The following is an 18,925-nucleotide window of genomic DNA, read 5'->3' as shown; positions in this document are numbered from 1 at the left end:
TTCATGGCGACTCATCGACACCAAACATCTTTTGACCTTTGACACTGCATCCAGCCTACATCTTCGAGGCCATGTGGCCACTCAGACACACGAACGCAAATGGCCTCAGCGGCGCCTGCTGCGTCCCGGCCACGGTAGCTGCCCAGTGAGTTCAGCCAAGCCACCGTCGTCCTCGACGCGTACACCGAAGCGGTTCACTTCGACCTCAGGTAAATCGTCGCTGTCGAACCAGAGCAGCGAGGTCGTGGTGTCAGTACGTGCGTAGTGCCTGGAGAGTTCCCAGAGATCGAGGCCCTTTTCCCAGTTGTCGAACCAGATGTCTTGTGCAACCTCATCTGTGTCGGCAGCACTGCTGCCTGAAGAACGGAGACGGTGAGCCACAGAGCCGACAGGAATGGCAGACCTGGGAGATATCCAAGCCCCAGCCTGTCGCAAACTGGTGGAGCGTGCCGCGTAGCGCACTGCACCGCGCTCCATGGTGACGAAGGCGCAAGGGATGTCGCTGAGGGAGGCGAACCGCGACGCAGCGGCGGGAAATGATGTGCTGAAAAGCGCCGCCATGCCCTGGATCAGCTCCAGCGAAGGTTCTTCCTTGGGCACAAGCGATAGCCATTGCTGATACGGCATCAGCAACTCGGCGGCGAAAGTGTCGCATGCGATTTCGTTCGGATGCCGCTTCGCATAGGACCAGGACGGCACCTCTTCGTGGCTCGATTCCAGCGCAAGGACGATATGCGCAATTTCGTGGCAGATGGTGAAGCGTTGGCGTTCTTCTGTCTCCAGCGAATTCACCGTGATCACGTGCTTGCCATTCGGCTTGGTGATCGTGTAGCCGGACTCCCCCTCACTAAGCTCCTCTTTCTTGACTTTGGCGTTGGCCGCGACCACATAGGGCGTCAGGTCTTCTCGGATGCCGGACACATCAACCTTCGCAACAAAGGCCCGTGCTTTCTGTGTGACATCCGCTTCATCCATATTCAGTCGTCCTCGTCCTCGAATGCTCGCTGTATCCGGGCGATCAGTGTCGCGGGATCGGGCCTTGTATTTCCACGATGCCTCACGCCTGCTGCAGCCGAAAAGATGTCGATGCTGATGGAAGGATCGTTCAGCACGAATTCAACAAGGCGGGGATCGGCCTCCGCATGGTCGACAAGCCACATCACCAGCGCAGCATCTCTTTCACCTGGTTTGAGAACCTTCAGCAGCTTCTCGACTAAGTCCACTGACGGATTTGTCTTTTCGCCGGACTCCAGCCGGTGGACATAGGCATGGTCCACCGAAGACAGTTGACCGATTTCGCGCAATGAGAGGGTTCTGCGCTCGCGTAGCGTCTTGAGGGCGACGCCCAGGCCTGTTTGTGACATCCGTTCCGTTCCTTGTGGCTGCGGCGGACAACGGTGTGTGTCCGGTCCGAAGCAGTTGCGTTCTGCGGCACCAAGCCCACCATTTGCAGCTTGGCACCAAGTCTGATACATTGTTGTCCAGCCAGACAACAGAAGTGAGTTCTACGACTGCAGCAAGTTGATTTGGCTTGACTCGCCCGTTGTCTGCAAGAGCAACGAATTTTGCTTCAACCGGTGGTCATTGGCAACCCGGCCGGCTGGCCGGGGTCTCGATGGTTCAACTTTAGGAAATTCGCCATGACAGGCAAAAATCAGCATGTAGTTCCTCACCAGGACGGTTGGGCCGTCAAGGGTGCCGGCAATCAACGGGCAACCTCCGTGCACGATACGCAGCAGCAGGCCATTGACGCGGCGCGGGACATCGCACGCAACCAGCAGTCCGAACTGGTCATCCACCGTCCGGACGGTCGCATCCGTGACAAGGACAGCCACGGTAACGACTCCTTCCCGCCGAAGGGCTGAGTGCCATGATGGGCGTGCCCACCTACCATGTGCTCGCCCTGTCTGGGGGCGGCTATCGCGGCTTGTACACAGCGACGGTTCTTGCCGAGCTTGAAGCCGTGCTAGGCCGCCCCATCGCTTCGCACTTCGACCTGATCTGCGGCACCTCTGCAGGCGGGATGCTGGCCTTGGGGCTGGCCGCGGAAATCCCCGCCATTGAACTCAAAGCCTTGTTCGAACGACAGGGCTCCCGCATCTTTGGTTGCCGAAGTCTCGCTCGGCGCCTTCTGGGCTTCTGGTTGACCGCCAAGCACGACTCCGCAGGGTTGCGGGGCGTGCTGACCGAGCGCTTTCAAGACGCCACGATCGGCAACTTGAAGCACCGCGTTCTCGTGCCAGCCGTCAACTACTCGACGGGGCGCGGCCAGTTCTTCAAAACGCCTCACCATCCCTCATTTGAGATGGACCACCGCATGAGGATCGTGGATGTGGCGTTGGCGACCGCCGCTGCGCCCGTTTACTTTCCGCTAGCGCGCAACGATCGTGGCGTCTTTGCGGATGGAGGACTGGTCGGCAATGCGCCAGGACTGTTCGGGCTGCACGAAGTCAATACGTTCCTCGCGCCGAAACAGAATGCACTGGTCCGGGTGCTGTCCATCGGCACGATGACGATCGGTGCAACCGTCCGTGGCGGCGCCAGCCTCGACCGCGGATTCGGCAAGTGGCGCGGAGGGCTGTTCGATCTGGTGATCTCTGCCCAGGAGTCGTCGGTGGACTACATGCTGCGCCAGTCGTTGGGTAGCAACTACTTCCAGATCGACGACAAGGCCACGCCCGATCAAAGCAAGGACGTAAAGGCGCTGGACCGGGTTTCCATCGGCGCCACGAATACGCTGAAGGACCGCGGCAATCATGCAGCGCAGCGCGCGCTTGGCGACCCTCTTTTCCAACCGTTTCGAGCGCACCAGGCCGGCGCACCCACCTTCTATCACGGCCCCAACAAGAATGTGCCGGAGGCCGAATGCTGAACCTGAGCCCGCTTTTCTTTACCACCGTCGATGACGAATCCTGCATGCATGACGAGCTGGATCTGTCGCCCGAGCAACGAGCCTGGATCGCCAGCGCCCGAAATGATGTCAGGAACTGCCTTCGCACCGGAATTCCGCGCGTGCTGCGCGAACGCGGGTACACGGACGACGTGCCGCAGCCACGCTTCTTCACGCAAGGATCGTGGGCGTACAAGACCTTGAACGGCCCGGCACAATGGCCCCAGCAGGCGGATGTCGATGATGGTTGCTATCTGCCGTTGAGTTTTGTCTCGCAGACGAAGCGTCCCAGCAGGGCCACAACGGTGTTCTTTGCAGCTGCTGAAGAAGCCTTGAGGCTGTTGGTCGAGGAGAAGCACTGGAAGCTTGTCACCGACAAGCCGACATGCATCCGGATTGTCATTGCGGCCTATGCCCACATCGACATTCCGTTGTACGCCATCCCCGACGAAGAATTCGTCACGCTCGCGAAAGCCTCGATGGAGCGATACGGCTATGACTCGCTGACGGAGGCGGTGAACATGGCAGAGCGGGATGCCTGGACGGCATTGCCCGCTGATAAAGTGCTCCTGGCTCACCGCGAGTGCAACTGGATGCCCTCCGACCCCAGGCCTGTGAAGGAATGGTTTTTGGGCGAGGTGGAGGCCAGGGGCGAACAGTTCCGCCGCGTGATTCGCTACTTGAAGGCGTTTCGCGATTGGCGGTGGTCGAGCGGTGGACCGGCTTCGATTCTGTTGATGGCCGCTGCGGCTCCGCTATTCGAGAAGCGGGATCGGCGCGACGACCTGGCGTTGCTGGATGTCGTCGCGGCATTGCCGGCCCGGCTGCGCGCGGGGGTGAACAACCCCGTTGATGAGTCGGAGTCGCTTACTGCACGCCTTGGTAAAGAGGGCGTCGAAGAGGCTGCGAAAGCGTTCGAAGCATTCGAAAAAGTGCTGCGCGGAGCCACCAACGCCGGCAGCCCTTCACAGGCCTGCGTCTGGATGCAAGGCGAATTCGGTCCGCGTTTTCCGAACGAGCCGGACCGGGTCAAGGTGGTATCCGTTGTCGCCACCATTGCCGCAGCGCCGGCTACGGCTGGTCCGAGCGAATTGGTCGGGCGCACGAAGGCCGGATGAGCAGCGTCGCCGTGGTCTCCGATGTGGTCGAAGCCTTCAGGCTGCAAGGCTTCGAGTTTGTCGGCAAGACGGACGACGGCTGGTTCAAGCTGAGGGGGCCGTTGATCCCGTGCGGCGCGGACGATGGCATTCCATGTGAGGTTCAGCTCGACCCTACCTTCTTCGACCTGCCTCGCATTCGGCTGCTCGAAATTCCGCCTGAACTGCCCAATGCAGTTCCTCATCTTGGCGCGGAGGGCGGCCTTTGCTATCTGGCCAAGGGAACTGTCGTGCTGGACATCTACGATCCTGTAGGGCAGTCCTTGGCGTGCCTGCAACGGGCGGCAGCGGTGCTCGGGCAGATCTTGAAGGGCGAGATGATCGAAGATCTCGCCGAAGAGTTCTTTGCCTACTGGAACGGCTGGCTTTGTTTTGTGGACATGCAAGGCGAAGATCTGGGGCGACAAAACTGTATCGTTGCGCAAGCCAATGGGAATCCACTCTGGTTCATCACCGACAACGAAGATCGAACAACAAGAAAGTTGCATTCACTCGGCTACCAGGTCACTGATAAAACGGTGCTGACATACCGGGTCAAGACCACCGCGCAACCCCGCCCACTAACCAGCCACTGGCCCCCCGAAACGGTGGGGGACGTCTTGGCTTGGCAAAGCACCCTGGACCCACGGTGTCGGCGCAAGATTCACGAACGAATCAAGGAAGGGCAAAGCAAAAAAGCAAATGGCGTCCTGATCATCATCGAATCGCCACTGATGACCTACGGCTTTGCCGTGCTCTTTGACCACCAAGTGAGTCAAAAGACCAAGCTTGCTGATCGCAGGGATTCGAGTTTTGGGCTGAAGGTAATGCCCGTCTCAGTGATCAGGATCGATGAACGGTATCTGGCCCAGCGCAACATCCCCAAGTCGAAAACGTTGGCGGGGAAACGAATCGCACTTGTGGGTTGCGGCACGATCGGCGGATACCTCTCGGACATGCTGGTCAAGGCCGGGGCAGGATCATGCGGAGGGAAACTCACGCTGGTGGATTTTGATGGCCTCCTTCCACAGAACATCGGACGGCATCGGCTCGGCTTCCCGGACCTGTTGTCGAACAAGGCTGAGGCGATGGCGAAGGAACTCAAGCGCTTGTCGCCAGGCGTCGAGGTTCATGCGCTCCCCGTGGACGTGAGACAGGCCCAACTGGGAAAGCTGGACCTACTCATCGATGCCACCGGCGAAGAATCCCTCGGGCATTGGCTGTGCGGCCGCTACAGGGCTCCCACGCCCATGCTTTCTGTTTGGATCGAAGGGCCGGGAACGGCTGTGCGTGCGCTCCTGAGAACGAACGCATCGGGTGCGTGCTACCGATGCCTATGGCAGAGCCACAGAAGAGGCGAACTTCGCTCGACCATTGATGCTCTGCCTAACATCTTGGCAGGCCACGGGTGCGAGGGCTTGTATGTGCCATTTCCGGCTTCGGTGTCGGTGCAGGCAGCCAGCTTGGGTGCTGAGATGGCCCTTGATTGGGTCAAGGGCGTCCACTCTCCTGCATTGCGGACCCGGCTGATCGACCAGACCCATCATCTGGCCACGCCTGACTGCGATCCTCTGCGAGATCATGATTGCCCTCTATGCAATTCCTAGGGTCCTGGGCAACTGGCGACAAGAGCAGGTTGCTGCATTTTTCGACCCAGACGCTGGAGACATTCAGTCAGCATATCCAGGCTAGTGATGCCGACTGCGAAGCGGGCGGACTCTTGCTTGGTTCTGTACATGGAGCCCATTTGCTCATTGAGCAGGCGACGGTTCCTACCGCGTGGGACAAGCGGTTTCGCTATCTGTTCGAGCGGATGCCGTTTGGTCATGAGGCTATTGCGTTGTCGCGATGGACGGCGAGTCAGGGAACTGTCCGCTATTTAGGCGAATGGCATACCCACCCGGAAGACCATCCCCAGCCTTCTAGCCTTGACAGATCTGAATGGACTTTGTTGGCAGCGCAGCGTCGGGACAAGCGGCCAGTGCTCGCTGTCATCATCGGGCGTAGATCTCTGTATGCAGAGTTGGTGCCGAGATCAGGCGAAGGGTCGATATTCTTCCCCGTGGAGTAGAGCACTAGCGCAACAACCATCATCGTCTTGACTTGCACCTCCACTCAGACGGTAGTGCATTAAAGACGACGTCATCGGGGAAATTCCTTCCTCTGCAGCGGAGTTTGCCGCGGAAAGCGGTGGCTGGCCGGTTCCGATTGATTGCGGCGCCGGAAGACCGGCCGTTTGAGCATCGAGCCATCCGCATCCCTCGGAGAACGGCTCGATGGAAACCACTCGCAATCCCGCGCAGGTTCGGCGCTTCGCCGTCGAGGCACCCTGGGCCGTGCGTGTTGCCGCGCTGCTGCTTGCCGCTGCCGGATTGCAGCCCGCCATCGCCGCTGACGCCTCCGACAACGCTGCGGAGCGCGAGATGCTCGCCGCGGTAACGCGCCAGCTCGAACTGCTGGACCGCCTCGCCGAGCACGCCGCCACCACCGCGCCGCAGGAGCGCGCCCGCTACCACTTCGACTACGCGCGGCTGCGCGCCGACCTGGAGCGCGTGCGCACCGGCGTGCGCGACTACCTCGTTCCGCAACGCGCCCAGCCGCGTGATCCCGTGCCGCTGGCCGGTGACTACACGCGCAGTAACGCGGCGCCTGCGACGTCGCCCAAGGAGGCGCCGTCGCCATGACGCCTTCCGCCGATCAGGTCGCCGCCTTCACGGCCAACGGCGGCTTCGCGCCCGGGGCCGTCTCCACCGTCGTGCTCGGCTTCGTCTTCGCCATCCTGCTGCTGTGGGGCGTGTGGGCGATGCGCACTGCCTATGTCGGCTGGGCCGAGCACCACCTGACCCAACGCCAGTTCCTCGGCGTCATCGTGCGCTTCGTCGCGATGTACCTGGTGCTGGGCTTTTTCCTCCTGTCCTGACCCCATGAAAGGTACTTCGCCATGAACGCTCCCGCTACTTCTCGCCGTCCCACGTCGCGGCCCGCCGCGCGCATCGCCGCGCTGCTGATCCCGCTGGGCATCGCCGCCACGCCGCTGCCGTCGTTCGCCGACCTTCCCACGCTGGAAGACCCGTCGCGCGGCACCGGCAGCGGCATCATGCAGACGCTGCAAAACTACGGCTACGACATCGTGCTGCTGATCGCGCTGCTCGTCGTCGCCTCGATGTTCGTCGGCGTCTGCTACCACGCCTACACGCGCTACGCCGAGATCCACACCGGCCGCGCAACGTGGGGGCAGTTCGGGTTGACCGTCGCGGTGGGCGCGATCCTGCTGGTCGTCGGCATCTGGCTGCTGACCAAGGCTACCGGCGTCCTGTAAGGCCCGGCAACGATGGCCGGCGCCCTGGAGAGTCCGTCGCGCGACGGGCTCGTGACCTTCCTGCCGCACCGCCTCAACCGCCACCCGGTGGTCGTGCGCGGGCTCACGGCCGACGAGCTGTGGGTCTGCGCCGGGCTGTCCGGCGCGGCCGGTCTCGTGGCCGGCGTACCGCTGGCCTGGCTGACGCACAGCATCGCGATGGTGCCCACGCTGATCGTCGCCGGCATCGGTGTCGGTGTCTTCGTGGGCGGCGGCCTGCTGCGGCGGTGGAAGCGCGGCCGGCCCGACACCTGGCTGTACCGCCAGCTCCAGTGGCGCCTCGCGCTGCGCTACCCCGCGCTGGCTGCGCATGCGGGCGGGGGCCAGCTCATCACCCGGTCGGGCTGGTGGTCCACGCGGCGCCTGCGGCCCGATCCGTCCCTGCGTCGAGGTAGACTATGAGCCGATTCAAGAACGAGGTCGCGCACCTGCAGGCGCATGTGAAGACCTTGCGCCTGGCTGGCGCCGCACTGTTCGTCGTGGCGCTGCTGCTCGGCTTCGGCTGGTGGAGCGCACCCAAGAGCCTGACCATCCACGTGCCACCCGACCTGCGCTCGGGCAGCACGCGCAAGTGGTGGGACGTGCCGCCGGAGAGCGTCTACGCCTTCACCTTCTACATTTGGCAGCAGGCCCAGCGCTGGCCGACCAATGGCGAGCAGGACTACCCGCGCAACCTGCATGCACTGTCTGCGTACTTCACGCCGAGCTGCCGTGCCTTCCTGCAGCAGGACTACGAATTCCGGCGCAGCAACGGCGAGCTACGCCAGCGCGTGCGCGGCATCTACGAGATTCCCGGCCGCGGCTACGGCGACGAGCCGGCCATGCGCGTGCGCACCGTGTCGGCCAACAACTGGATCGTCACGCTGGACGTGAGCGCCGACGAGTACCTGGGCGCCGAGCAGGTCAAGCGCGCGCTCGTGCGCTATGCACTCAAGGTTGTGCGCATGGACGTGGACCCCGAGCGCAACCCCTTCGGCCTGGCGCTGGACTGCCATGCACGCGCGCCGGAGCGCATCGAGACCCCGCCGCCTGCGGCGCCGCCCGGCCGGGCCGCAAGCGCCGGCTCCAACTTGCAGGGAGACACCCCATGAAGTCCCTCGTGAAGCGTTCATCTGCGGCGGCCCTGGCTGGCCTGCTGCTGTGCCTGGCCTTCGTGCCTGCGGCCCATGCCGTCGAAATCCTGCGCTGGGAGCGCCTGCCGCTGGCGGTGCCGCTGGTGGTCGGCCAGGAGCGCGTGGTGTTCATCGAGCGCAACGTGCGCATCGGTGTGCCGCCCACGGTTGGCGAGCAGTTGCGCGTGCAGAGCGCTGGTGGCGCGATCTACCTGCGCGCGAGCGCGCCGATCCCGCCCACACGGCTGCAACTGCAGGACGTGGAGTCGGGCGCGCTGATCCTGCTGGACATCGCGGCCGAGCCGGCGAAGGCGGGCCAGCCTGCACTCGAACCCGTGCGCATCGTCGAAGGCGACGTGCCGGCGACGCGCTACGGCGAGCCGGCCAAGCCGGCGGACGACGATGCGGAGCGCACCGTACCCGCAGCGAAGCGCGCCACGCCGGTGGCGGTTGTGCTCACGCGCTATGCGGCGCAGAACCTCTACGCGCCGCTGCGCACCGTGGAGCCCGTTCCCGGCCTCGGCCGCGTCAATCTGCGCCGTGGGCTGGAGCTTTCCACCTTGCTGCCCACACTGCCGGTGCGTGCGCAGGCGCTGGCCGCTTGGCGGCTCGAAGACCAGTGGGTGACGGCGGTGAAGCTCACCAACGCCTCCGGGCGCTGGCTCGACCTCGATCCCCGCGCGCTGCAGGGCGACTTTCTCGCCGCGACCTTCCAGCACCCGAATCTGGCGCCGGCCGGCCGCGCCGCCGACACCACGGTGGTCTACCTCGTGACCCGTGGCCACGGCCTGGCCGAGTCGCTGCTGCCCAAGCTCTCACCGATCGACGCGACGGTGAACCTGCCGCCGGCCGCGGCGGCCGGCCAGGCCGAAGGAGGTGCCCGCCATGAAAAGTAACCCCCTCCTGAAGTGGCTGCTGATCCCGATGGCGCTGGTGCTGCTGTTCGTCGGCATCAAGATGTTCTCCGGGGATCGCGGCGCCAAGCCCGTTCCGGCCGGCAGCGCCAACTCGCTCACGCCCGAAGAGATGAAGGCGCTGGGCATCGAGGGCGACACGCCGCGCGATACCGTTGCCACACTGGTGGCCCAGGTCAAGCAGTTGCGCAACGAGCTGCAGACGGCGCTCAACGACAACAAGAACCAGAAGAGCGAGAACGAGCGTATGCGCGCGCGGGAAAGCGCGATCGACCAGCGCATCCAGTCCGCGCTGGATGGTGAACGCGGCCGCCTGCAGCAGGACCGCGAGCAGTTGGCCGGCGACCGCCAGCAGACCCAGGGCCTGCTGCAAGACCTGCAGCGGCGCCTGGATGGGCTTTCCGGCAAGGGCGGCCAGGCCGATCTGCCGGTCGGGCTCGGCCTGGAGGACGGCGACGGCAAGGGCTTCAGCGGCAGCCAGGGCGGCGCCGCGCGCAGCACCAGCGGCACGCGCTGGGTGGAACCGGACGATGCGAAGCCTTCGGCGAAGAACGGCAGCAGCGGCGGCCTGAACTTTCCGACCAGCTTCGGGCCGGCGCAGAAGACGCTTTCCGACACGGCCGACAACGTGGCCAGCACCGTCGCGGATGCAGGCAGCCGCGCCGTGGGCACGTCGTCCAAGCCGGTCTACACGGTGCCGTCGAACTCGACGCTGATGGGCTCCATCGCGATGACCGCGCTGATCGGCCGCGTGCCGATCGACGGCACGGTCAACGACCCGTACCCCTTCAAGGTGCTGATCGGCCCGGACAACCTCACCGCCAACGGCATCGACATTCCCGACGTGGCGGGCGCGGTGGTCAGCGGCACGGCCTCGGGCGACTGGACGCTTTCCTGCGTGCGCGGGCAAATCCGCTCGGTGACGTTCGTCTTCAACGACGGCACGGTGCGCACCATGCCGGAGGACGGCAACCGCAACCAGAACGGCGGCTCGGGCGGCAACGCGAACAGCACCACGCACGGCGGCCTGGGCTGGATCAGCGACCCCTACGGCGTCCCCTGCGTCAGCGGGGAACGGCGCAGCAACGCGCAGCAGTACCTCGGTTCGCAGGCCCTCATCACCGCGGCCGGTGCCGGTGCGGCCTCCCTCATCAAGTCGGACAACGGCAGCGTGGCCGTGGTCGCCAACAGCAACGGCTCGCTCGGCACGGTGGGCATTACCGGCAACGAGGCCATGGGCCGCATCCTGGCCGGCGGTGTGCGCGACATGGCCGATTGGGTCAACAAGCTTTACGGGCAGGCCTTCGCCGCCGTCTACGTGCGCCCCGGCGCCAAGGTCGCCGTGCACCTGGAGCAGCCGCTCAACATCGACTACGACGCCAAGGGGCGCCGGGTCAATCACCGCATCGGAGGCAAGCATGCGTCGGATTTGGATTGAATCGGCCGTGGTGCTGTGCGCGGTCGTGGTGCTGGGCGGCTGCGCCACCAGCAAGGACAAGGTACTCCCGCACGGCGACTACACCATGCTCGACGTGTGGAACCAGGAGACGGGCGGCAGTGCCGGCGGCGGGCAAGCGGCGCGGCAACTGCTCGATGCACGCCAGGGCCTGCGCCGGCCGCTGACGGAGGCCGACGTGCATGCGGCGCCCGCCGCCGCTACCGCCTACACGCGCACCGCGGCCAACGAGATCTACCGCCAGTTCCACCGGCTCCCCAACCCCGATCTGGTCATGTACGTGTTCCCGCACCTGGCTGGCAGCGATCCGGTGCCAGTGCCTGGCTACACCACCGTCTTTCCCCTGTATCAGAGGGTCCAGTACGCCATGCCCGGCGAACGCCTGGAGGACTACTGATGGCCTGGACCTTGCCCTGGCCGCGCAAGGCCCTCGCATCGGCTGGCCCTGAGCTGCACGACGAGGATGCCTGGTCGCGGCATGTGACGACACTGGCGGCACACGGCATCCCGGAGCCGGGCACCGTCGCGGATGACCGGCGGCACCGTCCTGCTACCGAGGCGGACCAGCAGGCGCTCTACGGTGTGGCGCCGTCCTTCGCCGACCTGCTGCCTTGGGTGGAGTACCTGCCGGGTTCCAAGAGCATGCTGCTGGAAGACGGCCAGTCGGTGGCGGGCTTCTTCGAGCTGGCGCCGGTGGGCACCGAGGGCCGCGAGATGGCCTGGCTGTGGCAGGCGCGCGATGCGCTGGAGAACGCACTGCAGGACTCCTTCGACGAACTCGACGAGAACCCCTGGGTGGTGCAGCTCTATGCCCAGGACGAATCGAGCTGGGACAACTACCTGCGCGGGCTGGCCGACTACGTTCGGCCGCGCGCCCAGGACAGCGCCTTCACCGACTTCTACCTGCGCTTCTTCGGCCATCACCTGCGCGCCATCGCCAAGCCCGGCGGCCTGTTCGAGGACACGACGGTGACGCGCCTGCCGTGGCGCGGCCAGGTGCGGCGCGTGCGCATGGTGGTCTACCGGCGTGCGAGCGCTACGACCGCATCGCGGCGCGGTCAGTCGCCCGAGCAGGCACTGACGACGATCTGCGACCGGCTCGTGGGCGGCCTCGCCAACGCGGGCGTGAAGTCCCGGCGCATGGCGGCCGACGACATCCACGACTGGCTGCTGCGCTGGTTCAACCCGCACCCGACGCTGCTCGGCCCCAGCGCCGATGACCGCGAGCGCTTCTACGAGCTGACCCGTTACCCCGAGGAAACCGAGCAAGGCGAGATCGAGCTGGCCAGCGGGGACTTCGCGCACCGCCTGTTCTTCGGCCAGCCGCGCTCGGACATGGCGAACGGCACCTGGGTGTTCGACGGCATGCCGCACCGGGTCATCGTGATGGACCGGCTGCGCATGCCGCCCGCCACCGGCCACGTCACCGGCGAAACCCGCAAGGGCGGCGATGCGGTCAATGCGCTGTTCGACCAGATGCCCGAGGACACGGTGATGTGCCTGACGGTCGTCGCGACGCCGCAGGACGTGCTCGAAGCTCACCTGAACCACCTGAGCAAGAAGTCGGTCGGCGAGACGCTGGCCTCGGAGCAGACACGCCGCGACGTGCAGGAAGCGCGCGGGCTGATCGGCAGCGCGCACAAGCTGTACCGCGGCGCGCTCGCCTTCTACCTGCGCGGGCGCGACCTGACGCAGCTCGACGCCCGCGGCCTGCAACTGGTCAACGTCATGCTCAACGCCGGTCTGCAGCCGGTGCGCGAGGAAGACGAGGTGGCGCCGCTGAACAGCTACCTGCGCTGGCTCCCGTGCGTGTTCGATCCGGCGCTGGACAAGCGCCAGTGGTACACGCAACTGATGTTCGCGCAGCACGCCGCGAACCTTGCGCCGGTGTGGGGCCGCAGCCAGGGCACGGGGCATCCGGGCATCACGTTCTTCAACCGCGGCGGCGGGCCGATCACCTTCGATCCCTTGAACCGGCTCGACCGCCAGATGAACGCGCACCTGTTCCTGTTCGGGCCGACCGGCTCTGGCAAGTCGGCAACGCTCAACAACATCTTGAACCAGGTCACGGCCATCTATCGGCCGAGGCTGTTCATCGTGGAGGCTGGCAATAGCTACGGTCTGTTCGGCGACTTCGCCACGCGGCTCGGCCTCAAGGTGCATCGCGTGAAGCTCGCGCCCGGCGCCGGCGTCAGTCTCGCGCCGTTCGCCGACGCGCACCGGCTGGTCGATACGCCCAGCCAGGTGCAGACCTTGGATGCCGATGCGCTGGACGAGGACCAGGAGCCCGCAGCGCAGGCGGCGAGCCGCAGCGACGAAGTGGACGAGCAGCGCGACGTGCTCGGCGAGCTGGAAATCACCGCGCGGCTGATGATCACCGGTGGCGAGGACAAGGAAGAGGCGCGCATGACGCGCGCCGACCGCAGCCTGATCCGCCAGTGCATCCTCGATGCGGCCCAGCGTTGCGTGGCCAACCAGCGCACCGTCCTGACGCGCGACGTGCGCGATGCGCTGCGCGAGCGCGCCCGCGATACGGCACTACCCGAGGTGCGGCGCGCGCGGCTGCTGGAAATGGCCGACGCGATGGATATGTTCTGCCAGGGCGTGGACGGCGAGATGTTCGACCGGCCCGGCACGCCCTGGCCCGAGGCCGACATCACCATCGTCGATCTGGCGACCTTCGCACGCGAGGGCTACAACGCGCAGCTTTCCATCGCCTACATCAGCCTTATCAACACGGTCAACAACATCGCCGAGCGCGACCAGTTCCTCGGCCGGCCGATCATCAACGTGACTGACGAGGGGCACATCATCACCAAGAACCCGCTGCTTGCGCCCTACGTCGTCAAGATCACGAAGATGTGGCGCAAGCTCGGCGCCTGGTACTGGCTGGCGACGCAGAACATCGACGACCTGCCCAAGGCCGCCGAGCCCATGCTCAACATGATCGAGTGGTGGATCTGCCTCTCGATGCCGCCCGACGAGGTGGAGAAGATCGCGCGCTTTCGCGAGCTGAACGCGGCGCAGAAGGCGCTGATGCTGTCGGCCCGCAAGGAGGCCGGCAAGTTCAGCGAGGGCGTGATCCTTTCCAAGAGCATGGAAGTGCTATTCCGCGCGGTGCCGCCCAGCCTGTACCTGGCGCTGGCTCAGACCGAGCCGGAAGAGAAGGCCGAGCGTTTCCAGTTGATGCAGCAGTACGGCATCGGCGAACTGGACGCCGCTTTCAAGATCGCCGAGAAGATCGACCGCGCCCGCAGCATCGAGCCGCTGGTGCTCGATGCGCTGGCGTGACGGGGAGTCCACGATGCGCATCCCTCGCTTCGCGCCGTCCCGCACCGTCCTTGTCGTCGCGCTGCTGATGGCCGCGGCCCTGACAACGGCCGCATGGCTCGGCCTGCGGCCGCAGTCGCCGCCCGCCGAACCCGATTTTCCTTCGGCAGAAGCAACGCCTGCGCCGGCAACGGCACCAGCCGGCCCGCCCTGGCGCTATGGCCGCGCCGATGCGCGCTTCACGGTGGTCGAGTACGCCGACCTCGAATGCCCGTTCTGCCGCGCCTACTTCGCAGTGCTCAAGCGCTGGATCGACGCGCACCCGGACGTGAGCTGGCAATGGCATCACCTGCCGTTGCCGTTGCACGAGCCGGCCGCGTCTGCCGGTGCGCGCCTGGTGGAGTGCGTCGGCGAGGCCGGCGGCCAGGCCGCGTTCTGGCAGGCCGCCGAGTGGGTCTACACGCACACCCGCGGCGACGGTCAGGGCCTGCCCGAGGGCCTGCGCTATCCCGACCTCACGCCGGCCGCGCAGCAGTGCCTCGACAGCGACCGCCCCGATGCGCTGATCCGCGCACAGTCGGCGAGCGCGGCGCAGGAGGGCATCAAGGTCACGCCCACGCTGCGCCTGCAGGATCGCCAGTCCGGCAAGACGCTGCTGCTGCACGGCCCGGTCGAAGGAGATGCCTTGCTGTCCGCGATCGACCTGCTGGCGGCCAGTGCAGCGGCCGAGCCCGCATCGAAGGAAATGCCTGCCGAGTCTCTCGGAGACATGCCCAGGTAGCCACGATCTTCAAGGCTACGACGCGGCTTGGCCGTGCTGATCGACCCCGTTCGCTGCGCATCCCTGGACGCGAACAGCCACTGTGCATGCGGTGGCGGATGCCCGCTCTTCTGCCGCTTGTTCTTCATCGTCCCCGGAGGGTTTGTCCCTCCCGGGACAGGCGTCCTCCGACTTCATCCCGTGGAGGTTCGCCATGTCCTATGTCGTCGCCGACTCGCGTCCCGAGTCGCTCAGCCTGATCGCCGCCCAGCACGAAGACTGGATCATCCGCCAGGCCATCGCCTTGCTGGAACAACGCATCTTCAAGGCCGGCCCGATGCTGAACAGTCCCGCCGCCGTGCGCGACTACCTGCATCTGAAGCTGGTCGCGGAGCCCAACGAGGTCTTCGCCGTCGTGTTCCTCAACTCTCAGCACCAAGTCCTCGCCTACGAGCCGATGTTCAAGGGCACGGTCGATCAAACCTCGATGTACCCGCGGGTGCTGGTGCAGCGCGCCCTGGCCCTCAACGCCTCGGCGGTCATCCTGGCCCACCAGCATCCATCTGGCATGACCGTGCCTTCGGCCGCCGATCAGGCGCTGACCGACCGGCTCAAAGCCGCCCTGGCGATAGTCGATGTCCGGGTGGTGGATCACTTCATCGTCGGCAAGGGCACGCCGTACTCCTTCGCCGAATTCGGCCTGCTGTAGCGCCGCTGACCGCCTGGTCCCCGCGGGAGCCTCGGCTCCCGCTTTTCTTTCGCCTGTCTGCCCAAAGCGGAGCGCGCGCGGTGCGCATTCCTTGTCGCGGTTGGACTGCCTTCGGCGTTCGACTAGAGCCTTGCTCTCATTCCCAGGACACCCGCCATGACGGCTCCCTTCTTGAAACCCATCCCGCGGCTGCGGTGTACGCGCATCGCCTGCGCGGGAGGGCTGCTGCTGTGCCTGCTCGGCCAGGACGCATCCGCAGCCGACGTGCTGGTCGTGACCGACAGCCGCCATCCCGTGCAGTCCGCATCCGGCGCGCGCGTGATCGAGCTGGATCTGCCCGAGCGCATCGAGGCCGAACTGGCCGCGGGCCTGCCTGCCGATCCGGGCCGCGCGGCCGCGCTCGTGCAGCAACGCCTGCGCGATGGCAGCCAGGCACTACAGCGCCGCATCGGCAGCGCCTACCAGGGCGTCGCCGATGCCTGGGGCTTGGGGCTGGCCAAGGTGCCTGCCGTGGTGGTCGATCGCCGCTACGTGGTCTACGGCGAGCCCGATGTCGCGCGCGCCGTGGCACGCATCGAATCACATCGGAGGGCACAGCCATGAACCGCCTGCTGTCGGCGTCGTCGCGCCGGGCCCGCCTTGCCATCGCTTCGGTGCTGCTCGGCGGCGCCGCTTCGAGCTTCGCGCTGAACACGGCTACCATCGTGTCCTCGGCCCTGTCGCCCGACTGCCTGGAATATCGCGTCGTCGGCATCTGCTACTGGCTGTTCTGCACCTGGACGGGCTGCACGGTGCGCACCTCGGTGAAGGTGCGCCACTACATTCCCGACGCGGTGGTGTCGAGCTACAGCAACACCGGCGAGAACCCGTGGATCGAGGTGCGCGCCATGAGCATGCCCAATCCCACGGCGCAGGCCGGCGGCGACGGGACGACGAACCACGACAACGAGAACAACCTGGCGAAGTTCAAGAACGCCGACGTGATCGGGCATCCCGGCGGTTCGGTGTTCAGCCAGTTCGCCAGCGCGTCCGGCTACGCCTGCCAGGGCGCAGGCACGGCCTTCATGCCGTACCTGCTGAGCACCCTCGACACGCTGGCCTGGCGCTACAACGTCCCGGAGATGGTGTACCCCGAGGCGGTGATCCCCGGCATGCGCGAGATCGGCGGCCGCACGACGCTCAACCTGTGGGGCAACGTCTATCCGCGCGGCGGCTTCCTGCATCAGACCGACGACTACAAGAGCGGCGCCGTCGTCGCGCAGCGCGCGGGCGATGTCGTCACGCGGCGCATGCAGCCGCACGTCTACCAGCCGCTGCTCGCGAGTTCGAGCGACGGCTATTGGCCGGCCGGCGCCCTGGTGGAGAGCGATGCCTCCACCGGCAAGTGGCAGGAGCTGACGCCGACCCTCTCCAACTCCTGCGCCGTGTTCCCCCACTCCAACACGCGCGTGCAGGCCCAGCAAGGCGACTACGCCTGGGCGCTGTGGCGGCCCTATGCCTGCTGCCAGCGCCGCGGGCAGGTCTTCCTCGGCAGCGTCGATTTCCTCTGAGGTATTCCGATGAAAGCGTCTCTCTCCCGTTTCGCACAGCGCGCCAGGCCCTACGCGCTCAGCATCGCGCTCGCCTGCGCCGTCACGGCCGCAGCCGGCGTCGCGTGGGCGCAGACCCGCATCAGCCCCACCGGCGTCGGCGTGAGCGGCAGCGTCATCGGCGACGACGTGCTCTACAGCATCGGCGGCGGCCGGGCCGTGTCCATGGGCGGCGCCGGGAACATGCAGAGCATCGGCGTGGGCATCGGCTGGAACAGCAACCTGATCTGCGGAAACATGAGCATCACGACGACGCTGCAGAACCAGTTGAACGGCCTCACCAATGGCTTTCAGCAGATCATGTCCTCGGTGATCCAGAGCGCCACCAGCGCCGTGGCGTCGCTGCCGGCCCTGATCATCCAGCGCGCCGATCCGGGCCTCTACAACCTGCTGACCAACGGCGTGCTGCAGGCTCGGCTCGATTTCGACCGCAGCAAGTTGACGTGCAAGGCGATGGCCAACCGGATGGCGGACATGGCCGGCGGCCAGGCCGGGTGGGATCAGCTCGCCGAAGGTTTCGCGCTGCGCGATGCGGTGAGCAGCACCGATGCGGTGTCCGCCGTCGAGCAGGCCGAATCGAACAAGGGCAACAACGGCGTGCCCTGGGTGGGCGGCGGCAACGCGGGCGGCTCGGGCCAGGGTTCCATCAAGGTGGTCGGCGACGTGACCCGTGCCGGCTACAACCTGCTCAACAGCCGCGGCGTCAGCGACACCTCATCCATCCCGCGCGCGTCCTGCGGCAACCGGCTGACCTGCCAAACCTGGTCCTCGCCGCAGGCCGCAGCGGACTTCGCAACCCGCGTGCTCGGCGAGCGCGAGCAACGCACCTGCGAGACCTGCACCAAGACGCAGACCACGCCTGGCGTCGGCCTGACGCCGGTGATCCAGGAAGAGTACGAGACCAAGCTGCAGGCACTGCAGGGCCTCGTGACGGGCTCGACGCCGATGACGGTGGCAAACCTCGAAGCCGCCGGCAGCAACTCGCTGCCGATCACGCGCGGCGTGATCGAGGCGCTGCGCGACGAGCCCGATCAAGACCTGCTCGGCAAGCGCCTGGCGTCCGAAGCCGCGCTGTCGAGCGTGCTGGAGAAGGCCCTGCTGTTGCAGCGCACGCTGCTGACCGGCAAGAAGGAGCCGAACGTCGCCGCCAACGAGCTGGCCGTGAAGGCGGTCGATCAGGAGAACAACGCGCTGGAGCAGGAGATCAACAACCTCAAGACCGAGCTGGAGCTGCGGCGCACGCTGGCCGGCAATTCGGCGATGGCGATCGTGCAGCGCCACGGCACCCGCGCCGCGGGCTCGCGCGGCATCTTCGAGGGCGACACGACGCGCGACCGGCTCAAGGAAGTGCAGAAGCCGCGGAGCGGGCCATGACCAGCCGGGCCTGGCTGCGGCCGGCACGGCTGCTCGGCCGCCGCGTCGGCATCGTGCTGCTGTGGGTGCTGCTGGTGGCGGGCATCGCGGTCGGCGTGAACGTCGTCGGCCTCCACATCGTCGGCAGCATCGACGGCTGGGAGCAGTGGCTGCGCGAGCACTCGGGCCACTTCCTCGTCTGGCGGCTGCTGCTCTACGCGGCGACGGCCTACGGCTGGTGGTGGATGCGTCGGCGCCTGCGCGAACGCGAGCCATTGGCCGAGACCCATCAGCGCCTGCTGCGCGCCGAGATCGCGGCCGTCGCCACCCTCGTGCTGCTCGAAGGCAGCCAGCTACTGCGCAATGGCTGAGCCCTGG

The 18,925-nt window shown here is 66.1% G+C and carries 22 protein-coding genes; 20 read left to right on the top strand and 2 right to left on the bottom strand.

The features are described from left to right. Positions 1-105 precede the first annotated feature (105 nt). The gene (locus CDE01S_RS09760; RefSeq protein ID WP_003454806.1) at positions 106-975 is read right to left on the bottom strand and encodes an ImmA/IrrE family metallo-endopeptidase; all 870 of its coding nucleotides are present in this window, start codon (positions 973-975) and stop codon (positions 106-108) included. A gap of 2 nt (positions 976-977) precedes the next feature. Next, positions 978-1,364, bottom strand: coding sequence for a helix-turn-helix domain-containing protein (locus CDE01S_RS09755; RefSeq protein WP_003454804.1), 387 nt, complete (start codon positions 1,362-1,364; stop codon positions 978-980). Positions 1,365-1,640: 276 nt separating this feature from the next. On the opposite strand from CDE01S_RS09755, the gene CDE01S_RS09750 reads away from it, so the two are divergent. The 20 genes from CDE01S_RS09750 to CDE01S_RS09655 all read left to right on the top strand — a co-directional run bounded on the left by CDE01S_RS09750 (position 1,641) and on the right by CDE01S_RS09655 (position 18,918). Beyond that, positions 1,641-1,865: a DUF2188 domain-containing protein gene (locus tag CDE01S_RS09750; protein ID WP_003454802.1), complete on the top strand. Its 225-nt coding sequence runs from the start codon at positions 1,641-1,643 to the stop codon at positions 1,863-1,865. 5 nt (positions 1,866-1,870) lie between these two features. Further along, complete coding sequence (locus CDE01S_RS09745) at positions 1,871-2,872, top strand: CBASS cGAMP-activated phospholipase (protein WP_003454800.1); 1,002 nt, start codon at positions 1,871-1,873, stop codon at positions 2,870-2,872. After that, complete coding sequence (locus CDE01S_RS09740; RefSeq protein ID WP_059889464.1) at positions 2,866-4,008, top strand: CBASS cGAMP synthase; 1,143 nt, start codon at positions 2,866-2,868, stop codon at positions 4,006-4,008. The genes CDE01S_RS09745 and CDE01S_RS09740 overlap by 7 nt, the downstream gene beginning before the upstream one ends. Continuing rightward, positions 4,005-5,633 (top strand): ThiF family adenylyltransferase, encoded by a 1,629-nt coding sequence (locus CDE01S_RS09735; RefSeq protein WP_059889466.1) that lies wholly within the window; start codon positions 4,005-4,007, stop codon positions 5,631-5,633. The genes CDE01S_RS09740 and CDE01S_RS09735 overlap by 4 nt, the downstream gene beginning before the upstream one ends. Then, positions 5,621-6,097: a Mov34/MPN/PAD-1 family protein gene (locus tag CDE01S_RS09730; RefSeq protein WP_003454794.1), complete on the top strand. Its 477-nt coding sequence runs from the start codon at positions 5,621-5,623 to the stop codon at positions 6,095-6,097. The genes CDE01S_RS09735 and CDE01S_RS09730 overlap by 13 nt, the downstream gene beginning before the upstream one ends. Positions 6,098-6,302: 205 nt before the next feature. Continuing rightward, on the top strand, positions 6,303-6,710 hold the full coding sequence (locus tag CDE01S_RS09725) for an integrative conjugative element protein, RAQPRD family (RefSeq protein WP_003454792.1): 408 nt from the start codon (positions 6,303-6,305) through the stop codon (positions 6,708-6,710). Next, complete coding sequence (locus CDE01S_RS09720; RefSeq protein WP_003454790.1) at positions 6,707-6,946, top strand: TIGR03758 family integrating conjugative element protein; 240 nt, start codon at positions 6,707-6,709, stop codon at positions 6,944-6,946. Before CDE01S_RS09725 ends, CDE01S_RS09720 begins: the two co-directional genes overlap by 4 nt. A 21-nt stretch (positions 6,947-6,967) precedes the next feature. Continuing rightward, on the top strand, positions 6,968-7,345 hold the full coding sequence (locus CDE01S_RS09715; protein WP_003454787.1) for a TIGR03745 family integrating conjugative element membrane protein: 378 nt from the start codon (positions 6,968-6,970) through the stop codon (positions 7,343-7,345). Between the two features lie 12 nt (positions 7,346-7,357). After that, positions 7,358-7,786 (top strand): TIGR03750 family conjugal transfer protein, encoded by a 429-nt coding sequence (locus CDE01S_RS09710; RefSeq protein ID WP_059889468.1) that lies wholly within the window; start codon positions 7,358-7,360, stop codon positions 7,784-7,786. Further along, positions 7,783-8,475, top strand: a complete 693-nt coding sequence (locus tag CDE01S_RS09705) for a PFL_4703 family integrating conjugative element protein (RefSeq protein ID WP_003454780.1) — start codon at positions 7,783-7,785, stop codon at positions 8,473-8,475. Before CDE01S_RS09710 ends, CDE01S_RS09705 begins: the two co-directional genes overlap by 4 nt. After that, entirely contained in the window at positions 8,472-9,392 is a 921-nt protein-coding gene (locus CDE01S_RS09700; protein ID WP_003454777.1) for a TIGR03749 family integrating conjugative element protein, read from the top strand. Before CDE01S_RS09705 ends, CDE01S_RS09700 begins: the two co-directional genes overlap by 4 nt. After that, the gene (locus CDE01S_RS09695) at positions 9,382-10,848 is read left to right on the top strand and encodes a TIGR03752 family integrating conjugative element protein (RefSeq protein WP_003454772.1); all 1,467 of its coding nucleotides are present in this window, start codon (positions 9,382-9,384) and stop codon (positions 10,846-10,848) included. Before CDE01S_RS09700 ends, CDE01S_RS09695 begins: the two co-directional genes overlap by 11 nt. Further along, the gene (locus tag CDE01S_RS09690; RefSeq protein ID WP_033873709.1) at positions 10,829-11,263 is read left to right on the top strand and encodes a TIGR03751 family conjugal transfer lipoprotein; all 435 of its coding nucleotides are present in this window, start codon (positions 10,829-10,831) and stop codon (positions 11,261-11,263) included. Before CDE01S_RS09695 ends, CDE01S_RS09690 begins: the two co-directional genes overlap by 20 nt. After that, positions 11,263-14,157 (top strand): conjugative transfer ATPase, encoded by a 2,895-nt coding sequence (locus tag CDE01S_RS09685; RefSeq protein WP_066706506.1) that lies wholly within the window; start codon positions 11,263-11,265, stop codon positions 14,155-14,157. Before CDE01S_RS09690 ends, CDE01S_RS09685 begins: the two co-directional genes overlap by 1 nt. Before the next feature lie 13 nt (positions 14,158-14,170). Beyond that, positions 14,171-14,917, top strand: a complete 747-nt coding sequence (locus CDE01S_RS09680) for a DsbA family protein (RefSeq protein ID WP_003454752.1) — start codon at positions 14,171-14,173, stop codon at positions 14,915-14,917. Positions 14,918-15,110: 193 nt separating this feature from the next. After that, positions 15,111-15,605, top strand: coding sequence for a RadC family protein (gene radC, locus CDE01S_RS09675; protein ID WP_066706502.1), 495 nt, complete (start codon positions 15,111-15,113; stop codon positions 15,603-15,605). A gap of 156 nt (positions 15,606-15,761) precedes the next feature. Continuing rightward, positions 15,762-16,208, top strand: a complete 447-nt coding sequence (locus CDE01S_RS09670) for a TIGR03757 family integrating conjugative element protein (RefSeq protein ID WP_003454745.1) — start codon at positions 15,762-15,764, stop codon at positions 16,206-16,208. Continuing rightward, positions 16,205-17,155 (top strand): TIGR03756 family integrating conjugative element protein, encoded by a 951-nt coding sequence (locus tag CDE01S_RS09665; protein ID WP_003454742.1) that lies wholly within the window; start codon positions 16,205-16,207, stop codon positions 17,153-17,155. The genes CDE01S_RS09670 and CDE01S_RS09665 overlap by 4 nt, the downstream gene beginning before the upstream one ends. Positions 17,156-17,164: 9 nt before the next feature. Continuing rightward, positions 17,165-18,568, top strand: coding sequence for an integrating conjugative element protein (locus tag CDE01S_RS09660; RefSeq protein WP_003454739.1), 1,404 nt, complete (start codon positions 17,165-17,167; stop codon positions 18,566-18,568). After that, positions 18,565-18,918, top strand: coding sequence for a hypothetical protein (locus CDE01S_RS09655; protein WP_004265620.1), 354 nt, complete (start codon positions 18,565-18,567; stop codon positions 18,916-18,918). Before CDE01S_RS09660 ends, CDE01S_RS09655 begins: the two co-directional genes overlap by 4 nt. Positions 18,919-18,925 lie beyond the last annotated feature (7 nt).

This window comes from Curvibacter delicatus NBRC 14919, from assembly GCF_001592265.1.
In the GTDB taxonomy this organism is placed as follows: Bacteria; Pseudomonadota; Gammaproteobacteria; order Burkholderiales; family Burkholderiaceae_C; genus Hylemonella; species Hylemonella delicata.
Note: the sequence above shows the minus strand (reverse complement) of the source record. Positions and strands in the feature narration are given on the sequence as shown.

What these genes read in the sequence shown, in the direction of transcription:
- CDE01S_RS09760 (WP_003454806.1), bottom strand. Translation starts at nt 975, where the DNA reads ATGGATGAAGCGGATGTCACACAGAAAGCACGGGCCTTTGTTGCGAAG.
- CDE01S_RS09755 (WP_003454804.1), bottom strand. Translation starts at nt 1,364, where the DNA reads ATGTCACAAACAGGCCTGGGCGTCGCCCTCAAGACGCTACGCGAGCGC.
- CDE01S_RS09750 (WP_003454802.1), top strand. Translation starts at nt 1,641, where the DNA reads ATGACAGGCAAAAATCAGCATGTAGTTCCTCACCAGGACGGTTGGGCC.
- CDE01S_RS09745 (WP_003454800.1), top strand. Translation starts at nt 1,871, where the DNA reads ATGATGGGCGTGCCCACCTACCATGTGCTCGCCCTGTCTGGGGGCGGC.
- CDE01S_RS09740 (WP_059889464.1), top strand. Translation starts at nt 2,866, where the DNA reads ATGCTGAACCTGAGCCCGCTTTTCTTTACCACCGTCGATGACGAATCC.
- CDE01S_RS09735 (WP_059889466.1), top strand. Translation starts at nt 4,005, where the DNA reads ATGAGCAGCGTCGCCGTGGTCTCCGATGTGGTCGAAGCCTTCAGGCTG.
- CDE01S_RS09730 (WP_003454794.1), top strand. Translation starts at nt 5,621, where the DNA reads ATGCAATTCCTAGGGTCCTGGGCAACTGGCGACAAGAGCAGGTTGCTG.
- CDE01S_RS09725 (WP_003454792.1), top strand. Translation starts at nt 6,303, where the DNA reads ATGGAAACCACTCGCAATCCCGCGCAGGTTCGGCGCTTCGCCGTCGAG.
- CDE01S_RS09720 (WP_003454790.1), top strand. Translation starts at nt 6,707, where the DNA reads ATGACGCCTTCCGCCGATCAGGTCGCCGCCTTCACGGCCAACGGCGGC.
- CDE01S_RS09715 (WP_003454787.1), top strand. Translation starts at nt 6,968, where the DNA reads ATGAACGCTCCCGCTACTTCTCGCCGTCCCACGTCGCGGCCCGCCGCG.
- CDE01S_RS09710 (WP_059889468.1), top strand. Translation starts at nt 7,358, where the DNA reads ATGGCCGGCGCCCTGGAGAGTCCGTCGCGCGACGGGCTCGTGACCTTC.
- CDE01S_RS09705 (WP_003454780.1), top strand. Translation starts at nt 7,783, where the DNA reads ATGAGCCGATTCAAGAACGAGGTCGCGCACCTGCAGGCGCATGTGAAG.
- CDE01S_RS09700 (WP_003454777.1), top strand. Translation starts at nt 8,472, where the DNA reads ATGAAGTCCCTCGTGAAGCGTTCATCTGCGGCGGCCCTGGCTGGCCTG.
- CDE01S_RS09695 (WP_003454772.1), top strand. Translation starts at nt 9,382, where the DNA reads ATGAAAAGTAACCCCCTCCTGAAGTGGCTGCTGATCCCGATGGCGCTG.
- CDE01S_RS09690 (WP_033873709.1), top strand. Translation starts at nt 10,829, where the DNA reads ATGCGTCGGATTTGGATTGAATCGGCCGTGGTGCTGTGCGCGGTCGTG.
- CDE01S_RS09685 (WP_066706506.1), top strand. Translation starts at nt 11,263, where the DNA reads ATGGCCTGGACCTTGCCCTGGCCGCGCAAGGCCCTCGCATCGGCTGGC.
- CDE01S_RS09680 (WP_003454752.1), top strand. Translation starts at nt 14,171, where the DNA reads ATGCGCATCCCTCGCTTCGCGCCGTCCCGCACCGTCCTTGTCGTCGCG.
- radC (WP_066706502.1), top strand. Translation starts at nt 15,111, where the DNA reads ATGTCCTATGTCGTCGCCGACTCGCGTCCCGAGTCGCTCAGCCTGATC.
- CDE01S_RS09670 (WP_003454745.1), top strand. Translation starts at nt 15,762, where the DNA reads ATGACGGCTCCCTTCTTGAAACCCATCCCGCGGCTGCGGTGTACGCGC.
- CDE01S_RS09665 (WP_003454742.1), top strand. Translation starts at nt 16,205, where the DNA reads ATGAACCGCCTGCTGTCGGCGTCGTCGCGCCGGGCCCGCCTTGCCATC.
- CDE01S_RS09660 (WP_003454739.1), top strand. Translation starts at nt 17,165, where the DNA reads ATGAAAGCGTCTCTCTCCCGTTTCGCACAGCGCGCCAGGCCCTACGCG.
- CDE01S_RS09655 (WP_004265620.1), top strand. Translation starts at nt 18,565, where the DNA reads ATGACCAGCCGGGCCTGGCTGCGGCCGGCACGGCTGCTCGGCCGCCGC.